Genomic DNA, 16,519 nt, shown 5'->3' with positions numbered 1-16,519 from the left:
TCCCCGTTTTTTAAATCGTTCCGGGGGCTAATGACAGGTCGAGCTGCTGATTTGGTCCCCGCTGCCTGCGGGCAACTTGATCAGCAGCGAGCCGTCGGGCTGACGGATCGTTTGCAAATTGCCGGCGGCGGACAACGAATCGGTGAAAGTGCGGATGCTGTCGGAGTCGAATGTAGCTGTGATACAGACATGCGCGAGTTGCGCATCGGCGATCAGAATCGGCTGCGGGCTGTAGCGGTTGAACTCGGCGACGACTTCGGTCAGCGGCGTGTCTTCGAAGACCAGGCGACGTTTGGTCCAGGCGGTCACGGTGTCGAGGTTCGCCTCGCGGGGCCGCACTTCGTCTTTCGTTACCGCGGACAGCGTCAGCGCCTGGCCGGGCGTCAACATGACCGGGGCTGAATCGTTCGCACGATGGACCGCGACGCTGCCTTCGAGCAGGGCGACGGTCGTTTCGCCCTCTTTCACGCGAACGTTGAATTGCGTGCCGCGTGCTTCGATGACCGCTTGCGGAGTTCGCACACGGAACACTCGCGAGGCGTCTTTCGCGACCTCGAACAGTGCTTCGCCATCGTCGAGCTGGATTTCGCGCAGCTTGTCGTCGATGCGCGTCGAGAGTTCCGAGCGCACGTTGAGTTGGATGTGCGAGCCGTCCTTGAGCACCAGCGAGCGTTGCTCGCCTGTTTCGGTTCGATAGTGTTGCGAGCCCGAGAGCTTGGACACGATGGGATAGGCGACGATGGCGAGCGCCGTCGATGCCGCTGCCGCGATCAACCAGCGATTGCGACGGCGTCGGCTCGTGGTCGGCGTGTCGATTGTTTCTATCGCGCCGACCGACTGACCATGCAGCGGAACGACATTCGGCGACGGCGCAGCGTTCGCGGCCTCCGCGATCAAAGCTGCGACATCCACGGCGTTGAATTCGGCGGAGCGCTTCAAATCGCCATACAAACCGGCGAGCCGCAGGAACTCTTCGACATGCACGGGTGAACGGCGCAACCAATCGGCGAACTCGGCCTGGCGCTCGGGCGACACATAGCTCGCCTGCAGATCGACGAACCACTCGGCGGCGGCCGCCGCGACACCTGGGTCCTGGGATCCGTCCTTTCGCTTGAATCTCACCGACAATGCTCCTGTCACATGTCCTGCGGCAGCGTTGCGCGCAGGGTGGCGTAGGCCGTGAGCAGATAACGTTTCACCATCCTCGGTGTCACGGCCATTTCCTTCGCGATCTCTTCGTAGCTCAGCCCATCGCGAATCTGCAGCACCAGTGCCGCACGGACCGGGGCGGGCAGCCGTGACAGCTCGACGCCGATCCGTTGGGAGCGCATCGATGCGAGCGCGTGCCGCTCCGGATCGTCCGACGAGGTCAGCTTGTCGACTTCTTCGGAGTGATGCGGCCGGACCTGCCGCGCCTTGAAACGCCACTCGTGCAGCAGGTTGGCGGCGATGCGTAGCAAATAGCTGCGCGGCCGGCGCACCAGATCGAGTCGATCGACGCGTGCCAGCCGCAAGTAGACCTCTTGTGCAAGATCCTGCGCGTCGGCCGGTGTTGCCATCCGCCGCGCCAGGAACTTGATCAGGTCGCCATGCCATTCGTCCGCCCAGGCGGCGATCTGCCTGGACCACTCAGAAGACGTCATGTAAGCCCCAGCCCCCCGTGAACCATGACGGGGGCAGGCGCGATTTCGGTCCCCAAATAAATTTGTTTACGCCAGCCTCGGCGCTGTGAAAGCCTGCGCGCGTTTTTTCGCTGCTGGGGGACGCGATGATTCGACGTTGCATGCTGACGATCGTGCTGGCCGGCTGTGCGCTGTTGAGCCTGTCCGCGCAGGTGTACGCGGCCGCCGATTGGATGCGCCCTCAGTTCGACGTGCGCATTCCGATGCGAGATGGGGTGGAATTGTCAACCGACCTGTGGATGCCGGCCAAGGAGGGAAAGTACCCGGTGATCCTGATGCGAACCCCGTATTTGAAGACCGAGACGGAGTGGCTGATGGCGCCCGAGCTCGGCGAGCTCTTCAGCAAGCACGGCTATGTGCTCGCGGTGCAGGACACGCGGGGGCGCGGCGATTCCGATGGCAAGTTCGGCTATCTGTTCGTGGAAGGCGACGACGGCTTCGACAGCATCGCCTGGTTGGCCAGTCAGCCCTGGTCGAACGGCAAGGTGGCGACCATGGGGCCGTCGTATCTCGGCGCGGTTCAGTGGTTGACGGCGGCCAGGCGGCCTCCGCAGCTCAAGTGCATGGTGTCCACGTCGGCTATCGGTCGGCCCTTCGATGAGTTGCCGTATGTCGGCGGGGCGTTTCGTATGGACTGGGCCGTGCATTGGCTGAACCGGACCGCGGCGAAGGTGGCGCAGTTCGACAGCGATGCCGCCAAGCTCGACATGGATCGCATCGATGCGCATCGACCGTTGCTCACGATGGACGATGCCTACGGCCGTCACATGCCGATGTATCGCGACTTCATGCAGCACTCGACGATGGACGATTACTGGAAGCGGATCTATCTCACACCGGAAGATTTCGCGACCATCGATCTACCGGTACTGCACATCACGGGGTGGTTCGATTCCGCGATTCCCGGCAGCATGTTTTATTGGCGCGGCATGGCGGAGCATTCGCCCGCGAAGAATCGCCAGTATCTGCTCGCGGGGCCCTGGACTCATCGTCACACCACGACCGGCGGTGTCACGAAAGTGGGCGAGCTGAATTTTCCTGAGTCGTCCATCGTCGACTTTCGCGAGCTGCACCTGAAGTTTTTCGATCATTGTTTGAAGGGCGGCGCGCCGACGTTCGATTTTCCTCGCACGCGGATCTACGACACGGGTACGAATCAGTGGCGCGATCTCGATGGTATCCCGCACTCGAAGGGAAAGCTTCAGCGGCTGTATCTGAGCGGTCGCACTCTGCAGTGGCGCAAGCCAGGCAACGAAAAGCCGGACAGCTACGTCTTCGATCCGCTGAATCCGACGCCCGCGTTCGTCGAGGGTTATCACTATGCGATCGACTATCGGCACATCGAGAAGCGCGCTGACGTGCTGACGTACTCCAGCGAAGTGCTGACCAGGCCGGTGACCGCGACCGGGCCGGTGTTCATGAATTTGTTTGCGGCCACCGATGCTCGTGATACGGATTTCGTCGCGCGACTGATCGATGTCTGGCCCGATGGCCGGGCGGTGAAAGTGGGCGCGATGCCGGCGGGGGTGTTGCGCGCTCGTTATCGCAACGGGTACGAGCGCGAGCAGTTGTTGGATTCCTCAGCGCCGCAGGAATATCGAATCGAGCTGTTCGATATCGCGCACACGTTCGTGCCCGGTCATCGGATTCGTATCGAGGTGATGAGCGGTGCGGTGCCTTATATCTATCCCAATTCGAACACGGGCAATCCCGTGGCGACCGACATCGACTCGCGGCCCGCGAAGCAGACGATCTATCACGATCGCGAGCGGCCCTCGAATGTGGAGCTGTGGGCGGAGTAGCCGCCCACAGCTCCGCCTGCAATCAGCGATCGAACGGCACCGGCGCGAGCCGGCCGAAATCGCCTTGTTTGGTCGCGGCCAGATAGGCGGCGACCGCATACGCCGCGACGCTTTGGTCGAGCACTTTGGCGTCGACCTTGGCGAGCGTGTCGTTCATCGTGTGGTGCACGTCGAAGTACAGACTGGCATCGAGCACGGGATCCAGCACCGGCACACCGAGCGCGCGTAGCGGGCCGATGTCGGCGCCACCCGAAGCGGTATTGGTACCGCCTTCGACGGGCACAGGCAACGGCTGCATCACTGCACGCATCTTCTCGATAGCACCGAGCGATTCGGGCGCGACTTGCGTCTCGAGCCGAATCACCGGGCCGATGCCGGTGTCGGCTTCCATCGCCAGCACATGCTTCGCCTGTTCATCGCCGATCAGTCGCGCATATTCCTTCGCACCCGACAGGCCGAATTCCTCGTTAGCAAACAACACCACGCGAATCGTGCGCGACGGCTTGCGATCCAGCCGTGAGATCAAACGTGCCGCTTCGACGACGATGGCCACGCCGGCGCCGTCATCGAGCGCGCCTTGCCCCAAGTCCCACGAATCCAGGTGCGCTGCCAACAGCACGATCTCGCCCGCGCGATCGGTGCCCGGAATTTCGCCGATGACATTGGCTGACCAGGCGGGCGGCATTTCGCGCGCTGTGGATTTCACGCGCAGCCGCGTCTGTTTGTTTGTTTTCAATTGACGAGATAAAGCGTCGGCATCCGGATTGGACAACGAGAAGGCCGGGATGCGGGGCGCGCTCATGTCGTAGACCATCCGACCGGTGTGAGCGAACCGTTCATCTGACGTGCCGACCGATCGAATCACCAACGCGACCGCGCCGAGATTGCCGGCCACGCTCGCGCCCTGCACACGATTCTTCACAGTCGAACCGTAGGAGGAACCATCTTTGGTTCGTTCCATACGCTGGTTGATGAAGACGATCTTGTTCTTGACGTCGCCGGCTTGCAGGGCGTTGAGCGCGTCCAGCGAGGCCACTTCGATGACCTGCGCCTCGATGCCTTCTTCGCCGGTGCCGATACTGCCGCCCAACGTTGCGGCAACTAATGTCTGTGCCGCGGGACCGAGCATCGTGACTTCCGTGCTACCGCGGACCCACCGGGGCACGAGCACGTCCTGGGTGCGCACGCCGGTAAAGCCCAGTTTGCCGAGCCGATTCATCGCCCAGCGCACGGCGGCCTCATCGCCGGGGGAGCCGGCGAGGCGCGGGCCGACCTCAGTTGTCAGCGAGCTCACATGGTCGAAAGCCGAGGTGCCTTTCAGGGCGCGGTCGCGCAGGGCGGCGGCTGTTGCCAGGTCAGCGTCGGTCCAATCGGTCACCGGCACGTTCTGGGCCCGTGCGGGCAGCACCGCCAGCTGAACGGCCAGAACCGCGAAGAGCGCCAGAATCCTGGCGGGTCGGGGAGCCATGTCGAGCATCCAAACTCCTTGTTTCGACCCCGTCGGTCCACCTATATCGCGGATCCAGCAGGGTTATGTAGCGTTGTCGTATATACTGCCGCCCGTGCCCGGCCGTTCGGGTACAGGCCGGGAACCTCAAGCGGAACAGCAAGGATACCAATGGGGCGGCGACGAGGCGGGAGTTGACGATGAGCGCCAAGGGGTCATGGGAAAGGACATCGAACTAGCCATCCTGTTTGCCGACGTGGTCGGCAGCACGCGAATCTACGAAGTCATGGGCGACCTGCGGGCGCGTGACATGGTGTTAACCTGCGTGGAGATCATGCGGGCCGCCACCGAGCAGAACCACGGCACCGTCATCAAGACCATCGGCGATGAGATCATGGCCACGTTCCCGACCGCGAACGACGCCATCAACGCCGGCAGCCGCATGCAGCACGATATCCGCATTCATGCGGAGCTGAAGGTCGAAGGCCAGCCCATCGCGATCCGCATCGGCGGTCATTTCGGCCCGGTGGTGCTCGAGAACCGGGATATCTTCGGCGCCGCGGTCCATACCGCGAATCGCATGACCAGCCAGGCCAAGGCCGGGCAGATCATGGTCACCAGCGCCATGGTCGAGCGCCTCGCGCCCGAGTGGCAGTCGGCCGTGCGTCAGATCGACGTGGCCACGCTCAAGGGCAAAACCAGCGAAGACGAATTGTTCGAAGTGCTGTGGCAGAAGGAAGATGCCACCAGCATGCTGCCGGCCATCGCGCTCGGTAACTCGGCGGCGACTCGCGATAAGCAACGTGCGCGCCGCTTGCGGCTGCGGTTCCAGGGACAGGAAATCGTTGTCGACGAGAACCGGGCAAACATCGCCATCGGTCGCGCGGAAGAGAACGACATCGTCGTCAAGGGCAACCTGATCTCACGCCTGCACGCGAAGATCGAGCTGGTCCGCAATAAGTTTCAGCTGGTCGATCAAAGCACCAACGGCACGTTTGTGACCACCCGCGAAGGGGAAGAAGCCTTCGTGCGCCGGGATTCGATGCAGCTCAAAGGCGAGGGGTTGATTGGCTTCGGCCGGGTGCCGGAGAACAATTCGTCGCTGACTGTTCGCTACGTCTGCGAAGAATAATAACGCCGCCGCAGTCTTTACTTTTCAAGCGTCGCGCCGGTACGGAGTGACGCGCATGTCGTTCAAGCGTCGCGCCGGTATGGAAGCGACGCGCATAAAAAGGCGGCGGCGCCGAAGGGCACCGCCGCTTTTGTTTTGCGGGTATTAAGCTGCGTTGGCGGCTTCGAGGCGTTTCGCCACGCCCTTCAGCTCATCGCGCAGCTGGCTCGGCACGCGGCTGCCGAACTCATCGAGATATTTGCCGATGGCATCGACTTCCTGGCGCCAGGCGGCGGGGTCGATGGACAGCAGGGTCTCGAGCGTGGACGCGTCCATGTTCAGGCCGCTGATATCCAGGTCCTGCTTGCGCGGCACGAAACCGATCGGGGTCTCGATCGCTTCGGCCTTGCCCTCGCAACGGTCGGCGATCCAACGCAGTACGCGCAGGTTCTCGCCGAAGCCCGGCCACATGAACTTGCCGTTGCGGTCCTGGCGGAACCAGTTGACGTGGAACACCTTCGGCAGCTTGCTGGCGTTCTTGGCATTGCCCAGCTTGAGCCAGTGGCTGAAGTAGTCGGCGAAGTTGTAGCCGGCGAACGGCTTCATCGCCATCGAGTCACGACGCACGACGCCCATCTGGCCGACGGCCGCGGCGGTCGTCTCAGAAGCCATGCCCGCGCCGACCAGCACGCCGTGTGCCCAGTTGCGCGCTTCATAAACCAGCGGCGCGACTTCGCGACGACGGCCGCCGAACAGGATGGCGGAAATCGGCACGCCTTCCGGCGCGTCCGCGAGCGTGGAGTAGATCGGATTCTGCTTCGCCGAGACGGTGAAGCGTGAGTTCGGATGGGCGGCCGGACCGTTACCGGTGTACGGCTTGCCTTGCCAATCCAGCGCCGGCTTGCCGGTCTCGAGACCTTCCCACCACGGCTGGTTGTCTTCGGTCACCGCGACATTGGTGAAGATGGTATCGCGCTGGATCATGTCGTAGGCGTTGCAGTTGGTCTTGCGGTTCGTGCCCGGCACGACGCCGAAGTAACCCGATTCGGGATTGATCGCGCGCAACTGACCTTCGGCGTCGACGTGCAGCCAGCTGATGTCGTCGCCCAACGTCCAGATTTTCCAGCCCGGCATGGAAGCGGGCGGCACCAGCATCGCGAGATTGGTCTTGCCGCACGCGGACGGGAAGGCCGCGGCGATGTAATGCGTCTTGCCTTCGGGGCTCTGCAGGCCCATGAGCAGCATGTGCTCGGCGAGCCAGCCTTCTTCGCGCGCCTGATAGCTGGCGATGCGCAGCGCATGGCACTTCTTGCCGAGCAGGGCGTTGCCGCCGTAGCCCGAGCCCACGCTCTTGATGGTGAGCTCTTCGGGGAAATGCATGATGAAACGGCGGTCGGGATTCAGATCGCCGATCGAGTGCAGGCCCTTCACGTACTTGTCTTCGCGCTCGATGCGCTTCAGCGCCGAGTCGCCCATGCGCGTCATCAGACGCATGTTGACGACCACATACGGGCTATCGGTGATCTCGACGCCGCAACGGGCGAACGGCGAGTCGATGGGACCCATGCAGTACGGAATCACGTACATGGTCCGGCCCTTCATCGCGCCGGCGAACAGGTCGTCGATCTTGCGGTGGGCCTCGGTGGGCTCCATCCAATGATTGTTCGGGCCCGCGTCTTCCTTGTTACGGGTGCAGACGAAGGTCAGGTGCTCGACTCGCGCCACATCCGAGGGGTTCGAGCGATGCAGATAACAATTGGGATGGGTGTCCTGGTTGAGCTTGATAAGATCGCCGCTCTTGAGCATCGCTTCGATCAGCGCGGTGTTCTCGGCATCCGAGCCGTTGCACCAGTGGATCGATTCCGGCTGGGTCAGGCGGGCGACTTCCTCCACCCAGCGTTTGAGCGACGCGTTAGACGTGGTCATTAGAGCGGCAACCTCGCGGTTTCATGAAAACTCATAGATGTATTAGTGGCGGTGATTATACCCAGCGCTTTTCGCGCTGCATGGCTTGTCGGGTTCCTTGACGCGAGGTCGCTGCATAACGACGTCCCGAACTGCGGAATCGATGCCAGAAATTTACATATCTTGATGAAATCCTTAGTTTTAGTAACTGCGTGGCTGACAGCGTTCGCCAGTCTCGCCATTGCGACAGAGGCGGTGGAGCTGCGCACGGAGTTGGTCGCGGAGGTCCGGGAAAGCGCCGGGACCGCGGAGCGGCCGACCTTTCGCATGGTGCCGGCGACACGGCTTTCGCAGGGCCAGGTTGTCTACTACACAGTTCGAATCACCAACCCAACGCCGGTCTTTGCCAATAAGGTCCAGGTGAGTCAGTTGATTCCCGCCAACACGTCCTATGTCGCGGGCTCGGCCGCCGGGCCGGGCGTGGATATCGAGTTCTCGATCGATGGCGGTCAAACCTTCGCGCGTCCTGAAAACTTGAAGCAGACTGACGGCACTCGCGCGCCGCCGGCGCGCTACACCCATATCCGATGGAGCTTGCGTAACCCGCTGGCACCAGGAGCCACCGCGCTGGCTCGGTTTAGAGCTACCTTTAATTGATGCAAGACTTCGAGGAAATCTTTGGTGCCGAGGGACCGCTGGCGGCAGCGATCCCGGGATTCGCCACGCGCGATGAGCAGATCGCGATGGCTGAGCAGGTGTGGCAGGCGCTGCGCTCCAACGGTCGGCTCATCGTCGAGGCAGGTACGGGCACGGGCAAGACGTTCGCGTATCTGGTGCCGGCGTTGCTCTCGGGCCGACGCGTGATCGTTTCCACCGGCACGCGCAATCTGCAGGACCAGCTGTTTCATCGCGACTTGCCGACGGTGTCGGCCGCGATCGGCCGGCCGTCGCGCATCGCTCTATTAAAAGGTCGCGCGAATTATCTTTGTCAGCATCGGCTCGAGATGGCCGAGCAACAGGCCGTGTCCCGCGGTCTTCGGCGTGAAGTTGCTGTTGCGTTATCGAAAGTGCGGGCCTGGTCGCACGTTACGAAAGAGGGCGACATTTCCGAGCTCGCGCAACTCAGCGAATCGGATCCGGTGTGGCCGTGGGTGACGTCGACGCGCGATAACTGCCTCGGTCCGGATTGTCCGTCGTTCGATCGTTGCCATGTGGTCAACGCGAGGCGCAATGCGCAGGGCGCGGACATCGTCGTCGTGAATCATCATTTGTTGATGGCCGATCTGGTGCTCAAGGAGGAGGGCTTCGGCGATCTGCTGCCCGGCGCGGACGCCATCGTCATCGACGAGGCCCATCAGCTGCCGGAAGTGGCCGCGAATTTCCTGGGCTTCACGGTGTCGAGCCGTCAGATGCAATCGCTGGCCCGCGATCTGGCGAGTGAGTTGCTGCTCGCCGGGCCTCAACAAGCAGTGTCTTCTGCGTTCTCGCAGACCATCGATCGACAACTCGTCGATCTGCAGGATTCACTGCGCAGTCAGCGCGAGCGCTGCGAATACAAAGATTGGCCCGCGCTTACCATCGAAGCGCTCGCCAATCTGCGCGGCTCGCTGGACGATCTGATTCAAGCGCTGACTGAAGCCTCGAAAGACAACACCGGCCTCGCGAATCTGCGTCGACGCGCCTCGGAGATGTCGAATCGCTTGGGCGAGCTGATCGAAGAAGAAGACAAGTCCGCGGTGCCGAGCGTGCGCTGGGCACAAAGCTCGGGGCAGGGCGTGTCATTTCATTTGGTGCCCCTCGATGTGGCTGAGCAACTGGGCGATCTCGTGCAGGCAAACGCCGCCGCGTGGGTGTGCACGTCGGCGACGCTCGCGATCGGTGAGAGCTTCGACCATTTCATGCAAAGAATTGGAATGCGTGATGCGCGGACGGCGCGTTATGGCAGTCCGTTCGATTATGAGTCGCAGACGCTCTTGTATCTGCCGAAGGGACTGCCGCCGCCTTCGTCGCCACGACATACCGTCAGTGTGGTCGACGCCGCGCTGCCGGTATTGCGAGCGAGTGGCGGACGCGCGTTCATGTTGTTCACGAGTCATCGTGCGCTTCGCGAAGCCGCTGACTTGTTGTTGGCTCGACTAGGGCCGGCGTTGCCGTTCCCGGTGCTGGTCCAAGGCGATGCGCCTCGCGAAGTGTTACTGACCAAGTTCCGCGAGCGGGGCAACGCGGTGCTGCTGGGAACGAGCAGTTTCTGGGAAGGCGTCGATGTGAAAGGCGCGGCGCTGTCGGTCGTGATCATCGACAAGCTGCCGTTCGCGGCGCCCGACGATCCGGTGCTCAAGGCTCGCCTCGATGCCATCGAACGCCGCGGCGGCAATGCGTTCTTCGAAGAGCAGATCCCACAAGCAGTGATCACCTTGAAGCAGGGCGTCGGCCGGTTGATGCGCGACCCGAACGACTTCGGCGTGATCATGTTGTGCGATGAGCGCCTGCGGACCAAAGGCTACGGGCGCATTTTCCTGGACAGCCTGCCGTCCATGCCGCGCACCGAGAATCTGGTCGACGTTCAGCAGTTCTTATATGAGAGGTTGAGCGCCATCGGGCTCGCGCCCGATCCCGATGCGATGAATCCTCAAGCTGCGATTGATTGGTAATGCCATGCGCCTGCTCGCCGTTGATACCGCCACTGAACGTTGCTCCGTCGCTCTGCGCCTCGACGGCCAGGTGATCGAGCGCGTGAGCGATCAGCCACGCGGGGCCGCGGATCTGGTGCTGCCCATGGTCGAGTCGGTGTTGCAAGAAGCCGGTGTGCGATTGGCGGACCTCGACGGCATCGCTTACGGGCGAGGGCCGGGCGCGTTCACTGGGGTTCGCATCGGCGTCGGCGTCATTCAGGGACTGGCGTTCGGTACCGGGCTACAGACCGTCGGCATCTCGAATCTCGCGGCCGTCGCTCAACAAGTCGCGCGGCCTGGCGATCGAGTTCTGGTCTGCATGGATGCCCGCATGGATCAGGTGTACTGGTCGAGTTTCGCTCGCGATCCAGAGGCGGCATTGGTTACAGCGCTCGCGCCCGAGCGGGTCGATGCGCCGGACGCGGTCGCTGACGGCGATTTCTCGGTGCTGGCCGGCACGGGTTTCAAAGCGTACGCCCCGCTGCGTGCAAGATTGGCAACCGGCACTCGAGTCGTTCACGAAGCAGCCCTGCCGAGGGCCAGCGACATCGCATTACTGGCTGAAGTGGAGTTCCTGGCTGGCCGGGCCAAGCCCGCGGCCGAGGCCGAGCCGGTTTATGTCCGCGATCAGGTCGCCCACGTCAAAAGCCCCTGAGTGACCGCGACAGTTGTAAACAAGCTGCAACAAAGCTCGCGGCCGGGCCGGTAATTCCTGCCCGGTTCGCAGCATTGTCATCTATGAGGCAATTTCCCAGGGGCCCGTCATGCGACTGTCATACTTCGTTGCTGTAATGTGTGGCGTCACCCATGTCATTGAATTTAAGGCCTCATCGTTGAACTCATGGCAACCAAGCAAATTCTGATCGTCGAGGATGAGCGGCCCATCCGCGAAATGATCGCCTTCGGATTGCGACGTAGCGGTTTCGAAGTGAGGGAAGCGGCCGACGTGAGTGCCGCCCGGGCCAGCATCGCCGACCAGCGTCCCGATCTGGTACTGATCGACTGGATGTTGCCGGACATGAGCGGCCTGGAGTTGACCCGCGCTTTGAAGCGCGACAAGGAAACTCAGGAAGTGCCGGTGATCATGTTGACCGCCCGCGCCGAGGAGCAGGACAAAGTCATGGGCCTGGACAGCGGCGCCGATGACTATGTCACCAAGCCGTTTTCGCCGCGCGAGCTGCTGGCTCGTATCAATGCAGTTTTGCGTAGGTCGACCAACGGCAGCGGCGAGGAGCTGATCGAAGCCGAAGGACTGGTGTTGGACGCGGCCGGCCACCGCGTGACTGTCGGCGACCGCACCGTGCAGCTCGGCCCCACCGAGTATAGGTTGCTGTCCTTCTTCATGACGCATGCTGAGCGGGTGTACAGTCGCGCTCAACTCCTCGATCGCGTCTGGGGAGGCAATGTTTATGTGGAAGAACGAACGGTCGATGTGCACATCCGTCGCTTGCGCAAGGCGCTCGAAGCCTTCAACTACGATCGTTTCATTCAGACTGTGCGAGGCTCGGGATATCGGTTCTCAACGCGCGCGGAGTAGCCGTTGAAGAAGATCCTCAGCGCATTTTCGCCGTCGGGCTGGCAATCCGTGTCCCGGCTCGGCCTCGCGCTGGCAGTCGCCGTCGTGATCGGCCTCATCGCCGGCCGGGTCGCACTCGCGCTGGCGATCACCTTCGGGGTCTATTCGATCTCACAGGTCAGAAATGCTCTGCGGGTGGAGTACTGGCTGCGTCACCGCCGGGTCGAAACGCCGCCCGACATGAGCGGCGTTTGGGGAGAATTGGTGACCATCGTCAGCCGCATTTACCGACGCAAGCAGTTTCATCGCGCGCGAGTCACCGGCTTGCTTCGCGAGTTCCGCCGCCTCACCAGCGCGATGCCCGAAGGCGCGGTGCTGCTCGGGCCCGATCATGAAATCCTGTGGTTCAACGGTCGCGCCGGCGAATGGCTGCGCCTGCGCCGCAAGCGCGATGTCGGCATTCGCATCGAGAACCTGGTGCGCCATCCGACCTTCATCGATTATTTGAAGACCGGTCATCCTAGCGAAGGCGCGATCGTGCAGGACCTGGAGACCGATCGCTGGCTCGCCTTCAACATCGTGCGCACCGGGACCGCCGAGCGGCAGTTGTTGATGGTTCGCGATGTGAGCCAGGAGCAGCAGCTGCAGTCGATGCGCAAAGACTTCGTCGCCAACGCGTCACACGAGCTGCGCTCGCCACTGACGGTGATCAGCGGTTATCTCGACGCGCTCGCCGACGACGACAATCTGGATCCGACCTGGAGCAGCCCGGTGCTGGAGATGCGCCGTCAGGCCGAGCGCATGCGGACCATCATCAAAGATCTGCTGGAGCTGTCGAAACTCGAGTCCGGCGAGCACACGCAGGAGGAACAGCCGGTCGATATGGCCGGCATGCTGGCGCTGCTACGCAAGGAAGTGATGGCGCTCGACGAGCGGCCGCGCAACGTACGTCTGCAACTGGACAGCGATGCGCTGTTGAAAGGTGTCGAATCGGAGTTGCATTCGATTGCGTCCAACTTGATCACCAACGCGGTCAAGTACACGCCCACGGAAGGTGAGATCGAGCTGCGCTGGTGGGTCGACGATGCCGGCGCGCATCTGGCGGTTCGCGATACCGGTGTCGGCATCGCTGAAGAACATATTCCGCGCCTGACTGAACGGTTCTATCGAGTCGATCCGGGTCGGGCCCGCAGCATGGGTGGCTCGGGGCTGGGCCTGGCAATCGTCAAACATGCCTTGCAGCGCCACGAGGCGACGCTGCAGATCCAGAGCAAGGAAGGCGTGGGCAGCACCTTCACCTGTCATTTCCCTCGCGCTCGCGTGATTCCACGCAGCACCGGCGTTCTAGCCACCGCCTGATTCAGGCTTTCTCGCAGTTTGTAACATGCCTGTCATGCGAGTGACCCGTCACTCGCATGTCACAAACGTGCGCGCAACAGATATTTTCTGCAGTGGTACCCGTACGGAATCGTGGTTGCAGCGTTTGCACAACGATTACTCAATGCCAAACGATCCGACCGTTGCAACATTGTTGTAATAACTCCGCCGTATAACGCCTGTCCTACACGCGCAGCAGCGCGGGAAGTTTTGAGCAGATTGTCCGGTCAGGTTATGAAACAAACGGAGACACCCCCCGTGAAGAACATCGTCCTCGCAGCCGCCATCGCGACTGCACTGTCCTCGGTGCCGATGGGCGCCTTTGCCGCGAGCCCGAATAGCGACGTGGCCCAGATCCGTGAGCAGCTGGAAGGGCTCATGAAGCGCGTCGACAAGCTCGAGCAGGAGAACACCGAGCTGAAGCAGGAGAACGAAGCGCTCAAGGCCACGGATGAGAAGCTGCAGGCGAACGACGATTATTTGAAGACCGAAGCGCGCGGTCTGCGTAAGGAAACGGCGCAGCAGGCGGTCGAAGTGGCCAAGACCAAGGGCACCGACTGGGCCAGCAAGGTCGCGATCACTGGAGACATGCGCTACCGCTACGAGTACATCAGCGATGACACCTTGAGCTCGCCCACCGGCGTGCCGGCCGCCGATCGTTATCGCGATCGCATCCGCGCGCGTCTCGCCGTGACCGCGAAGCCGACCGACAACATCACCGTCGGCATCGGCATGACGACTACCGAGGGCAGCGATCCGCGCTCCGGCAACCAAAGCTTGAAGGATGTCTTCACCAAGAAGGCGTTCGATCTGGACCTCGCGTACTTCGATTGGAAGTTCGCTTCGTGGGGTAACTTGATCGGCGGCAAGATGAAGCAGCCGTTCGTGAAGCCCGGCCAGAGCCTGTTCTGGGACAATGACATCACGCCGGAAGGCCTGGCGCTCGGTTTCCAGAGTGGCATGTTCTTCGGTACCGCCTACAACTACTGGCTGCTCGAAAATTCGGGCGCCGAGAACACCCGCACCGCGGATACGATGCTGCACGGTGCGCAGCTGGGCATGCGCCTGCCGATGGGTAGCGCGAGCAGCCTGATGCTCGAGGCTCATTATTATGATCTGAGCGCGGCCCAGGGCCGGGCCGCGGTCTATAACAACAACTCGAACAACAACACTTTCGACACCATCGTCGTCAGCGGCGTCAACACGACAGTGCTGCGCTATGACTACGAAGTCATCAGCGTCGGTGCCGAGTTCAGCACCCTGTTCGGCGCGCTGCCGTTCACGGTGTGGGCGGAGGGCGCGCAGAACCAGGATGTGTCGGATGAGGACACTGCCTGGGGCGTGGGCTTCCTGTTCGGCAAGGCTTCGAACAACCGGACCTGGGAAGCGGGCGTCGGCTATCAGAAGGTCGAGAAGGATGCGTTGTACGCGCAGCTGATCGACTCGGACTTCGCCGGCGGCTTCTCCGACAACGAAGGTTTCGTGTTCCGCGGCGCCTATACGCCGGTCAAGAACTGGACGCTCAACGCGACCTACTTCTTGAACAAGCGCAACGCCGAGCTGGCCAACAGCGGCCTGCAGACCGACGTCGATTACGATCGTCTGCAGCTCGACTTCAACGTCAAGTTCTGATTTGACGGTTGCTTGAATGAGGGGCGGGGAGCGCTTGGCGCTCTCCGCCCTTTCCTTTTTGTAGAGTGCGGGTTATACAGCCAACGATCTCAAAGGTGATGTCATGGAAAAGTCCGATCTCTCTCATCACATCCTGAGTCGCTACAACGACGATCTGGAGCGTGTGCGTACCAACGTGCTGCAGATGGGCGGCTTCGTCGAGGAGCAGCTCAAACAGGCGGTCACGGCGCTGGTCCAGGGCGATAGCCGTCTGGGCGAGCAGGTGGCGCGCGGCGATCAGAAAGTGAACGCCATGGAAGTGGCCATCGACGACGATTGCAGCCGTATTCTCGCGACCCGCGCCCCGGCGGCGTCCGACCTGCGTCTGATCGTCGCGGTCATCAAGACCATCACCGATCTGGAGCGCATCGGCGACGAAGCGGAAAAAATCGGCTACATCGGCTCGCGCCTGGCGGCGGTGGAGCGGCCGGCGGATCGTTATCGCGAGATCAAGCATCTCGGCCGTCTGGTCGCCGACATGGTGCATGAAGCGCTCGACGCGTTCGCGCGCCTCGATCCGGAAGGCGCCGTGGCCATCGCGAAAAAAGATCGCCTGGTGGACGAAGAGTTCGATGCCATCCAGCGCCAGTGCATCACCTTCATGATGGAAGATCCGCGCACCATTCGCCGGGCACTGGATGTGCTGTGGGTGGCCCGCGCGCTCGAGCGCATCGGCGACCATGCGAAGAACGTTTGCGAATACGTGGTCTACATGGTCCACGGCAAGGACATTCGCCACCTCTCCATGGAAGACGTGGAAAAGCACTTGCAGTCCCGTGCGCAGCGTCCGCAGGATCCATTGCCCCGCTAATTCATGCTGACCATCAATCGTCGCGTCGGTAACGCGCTGGGTTTCATCGCTTGTGCGGCTCTGATGGGGTACGCGCTGTACGCACAGCACGTGCTTGGCCTGGAGCCGTGTCCGCTATGTATCTTTCAGCGCGTCGCGGTGATTTCGGTCGGCATCTTGTTTCTGATCGCCGCGCTTCACAATCCGTCGGGCCGCACGGGAGCGCTGGTATATGGAGTGCTGATCGATCTGGCGACGCTCGTGGGTATCGGCATTTCCGCGCGTCACATCTGGATTCAGGCGCAGCCGCCGGGCACGGTGGCCGCGTGCGGCGCGGACCTGAACTATCTGCTGGAGATCATGCCGGTGACGGACGTGATCAACAAAGTGCTGTTCGGCTCGGGCGAATGCGGCAAGATCGATTGGACCTTGCTCGGCCTGTCGATGCCCTGGTGGGTGTTGATCTCGCTGGTCGGGCTCGGAGCGTGGGCCGTGCTGGTCAACATCGTCGCACGGCCCAAGCAACCACAGATTAGATTTTAGCTG

Annotated in this window: 13 protein-coding genes and 1 pseudogene; 10 read left to right on the top strand and 4 right to left on the bottom strand. The window is 62.1% G+C overall.

Going from position 1 to position 16,519, the window contains the following annotated elements:
• Positions 1–27 precede the first annotated feature (27 nt).
• Together ACFPN2_RS24385 and ACFPN2_RS24380 are read right to left on the bottom strand one after the other, a co-directional pair.
• Positions 28–1,122, bottom strand: a complete 1,095-nt coding sequence (locus ACFPN2_RS24385; protein ID WP_380601452.1) for a FecR family protein — start codon at positions 1,120–1,122, stop codon at positions 28–30.
• A 14-nt stretch (positions 1,123–1,136) separates the two neighbouring features.
• Complete coding sequence (locus tag ACFPN2_RS24380; RefSeq protein ID WP_380601450.1) at positions 1,137–1,643, bottom strand: RNA polymerase sigma factor; 507 nt, start codon at positions 1,641–1,643, stop codon at positions 1,137–1,139.
• Positions 1,644–1,768: 125 nt separating this feature from the next.
• On the opposite strand from ACFPN2_RS24380, the gene ACFPN2_RS24375 reads away from it, so the two are divergent.
• Positions 1,769–3,484 (top strand): CocE/NonD family hydrolase, encoded by a 1,716-nt coding sequence (locus tag ACFPN2_RS24375; RefSeq protein WP_380601448.1) that lies wholly within the window; start codon positions 1,769–1,771, stop codon positions 3,482–3,484.
• A gap of 22 nt (positions 3,485–3,506) precedes the next feature.
• Here the strand turns inward: ACFPN2_RS24375 and ACFPN2_RS24370 are convergent, their stop codons facing one another.
• Positions 3,507–4,952, bottom strand: a complete 1,446-nt coding sequence (locus ACFPN2_RS24370) for a M20/M25/M40 family metallo-hydrolase (RefSeq protein ID WP_380601446.1) — start codon at positions 4,950–4,952, stop codon at positions 3,507–3,509.
• Positions 4,953–5,148: 196 nt separating this feature from the next.
• Between ACFPN2_RS24370 and ACFPN2_RS24365 the strand changes: the two genes are divergently transcribed.
• Positions 5,149–6,063: an adenylate/guanylate cyclase domain-containing protein gene (locus ACFPN2_RS24365; RefSeq protein WP_380601444.1), complete on the top strand. Its 915-nt coding sequence runs from the start codon at positions 5,149–5,151 to the stop codon at positions 6,061–6,063.
• 144 nt (positions 6,064–6,207) lie between these two features.
• On the opposite strand, the pseudogene ACFPN2_RS24360 reads toward ACFPN2_RS24365, so the two are convergent.
• Positions 6,208–7,974 (bottom strand): annotated as a pseudogene (locus ACFPN2_RS24360) (phosphoenolpyruvate carboxykinase (GTP)); the annotation flags it as partial.
• Positions 7,975–8,133: 159 nt separating this feature from the next.
• Between ACFPN2_RS24360 and ACFPN2_RS24355 the strand changes: the two are divergent.
• The 8 genes from ACFPN2_RS24355 (at position 8,134) to ACFPN2_RS24320 (ending at position 16,516) form a co-directional block, all read left to right on the top strand.
• Entirely contained in the window at positions 8,134–8,604 is a 471-nt protein-coding gene (locus ACFPN2_RS24355) for a hypothetical protein (RefSeq protein WP_380601442.1), read from the top strand.
• Complete coding sequence (locus ACFPN2_RS24350; RefSeq protein WP_380601440.1) at positions 8,604–10,598, top strand: ATP-dependent DNA helicase; 1,995 nt, start codon at positions 8,604–8,606, stop codon at positions 10,596–10,598. The genes ACFPN2_RS24355 and ACFPN2_RS24350 overlap by 1 nt, the downstream gene beginning before the upstream one ends.
• Positions 10,599–10,602: 4 nt before the next feature.
• The gene (tsaB, locus tag ACFPN2_RS24345; RefSeq protein ID WP_380601438.1) at positions 10,603–11,274 is read left to right on the top strand and encodes a tRNA (adenosine(37)-N6)-threonylcarbamoyltransferase complex dimerization subunit type 1 TsaB; all 672 of its coding nucleotides are present in this window, start codon (positions 10,603–10,605) and stop codon (positions 11,272–11,274) included.
• 186 nt (positions 11,275–11,460) lie between these two features.
• A complete protein-coding gene (phoB, locus tag ACFPN2_RS24340; protein WP_116811317.1) occupies positions 11,461–12,156 on the top strand; it encodes a phosphate regulon transcriptional regulator PhoB in 696 nt (231 codons plus the stop codon).
• A 3-nt stretch (positions 12,157–12,159) separates the two neighbouring features.
• Positions 12,160–13,494: a phosphate regulon sensor histidine kinase PhoR gene (phoR, locus tag ACFPN2_RS24335; protein ID WP_380601436.1), complete on the top strand. Its 1,335-nt coding sequence runs from the start codon at positions 12,160–12,162 to the stop codon at positions 13,492–13,494.
• Positions 13,495–13,770: 276 nt separating this feature from the next.
• Entirely contained in the window at positions 13,771–15,144 is a 1,374-nt protein-coding gene (locus ACFPN2_RS24330) for a putative porin (RefSeq protein WP_380601434.1), read from the top strand.
• Between the two features lie 103 nt (positions 15,145–15,247).
• A complete protein-coding gene (phoU, locus tag ACFPN2_RS24325) occupies positions 15,248–15,994 on the top strand; it encodes a phosphate signaling complex protein PhoU (RefSeq protein WP_129778663.1) in 747 nt (248 codons plus the stop codon).
• Between the two features lie 3 nt (positions 15,995–15,997).
• Entirely contained in the window at positions 15,998–16,516 is a 519-nt protein-coding gene (locus ACFPN2_RS24320; protein WP_380601431.1) for a disulfide bond formation protein B, read from the top strand.
• The last annotated feature ends 3 nt before the right edge of the window (positions 16,517–16,519 follow it).

It is taken from the genome of Steroidobacter flavus (genome assembly GCF_042651805.1).
Lineage (GTDB): Bacteria > Pseudomonadota > Gammaproteobacteria > Steroidobacterales > Steroidobacteraceae > Steroidobacter > Steroidobacter flavus.
The sequence above is the reverse complement of the archived record's forward strand: the minus strand, read 5'-3'. Positions and strand labels throughout refer to the sequence as shown.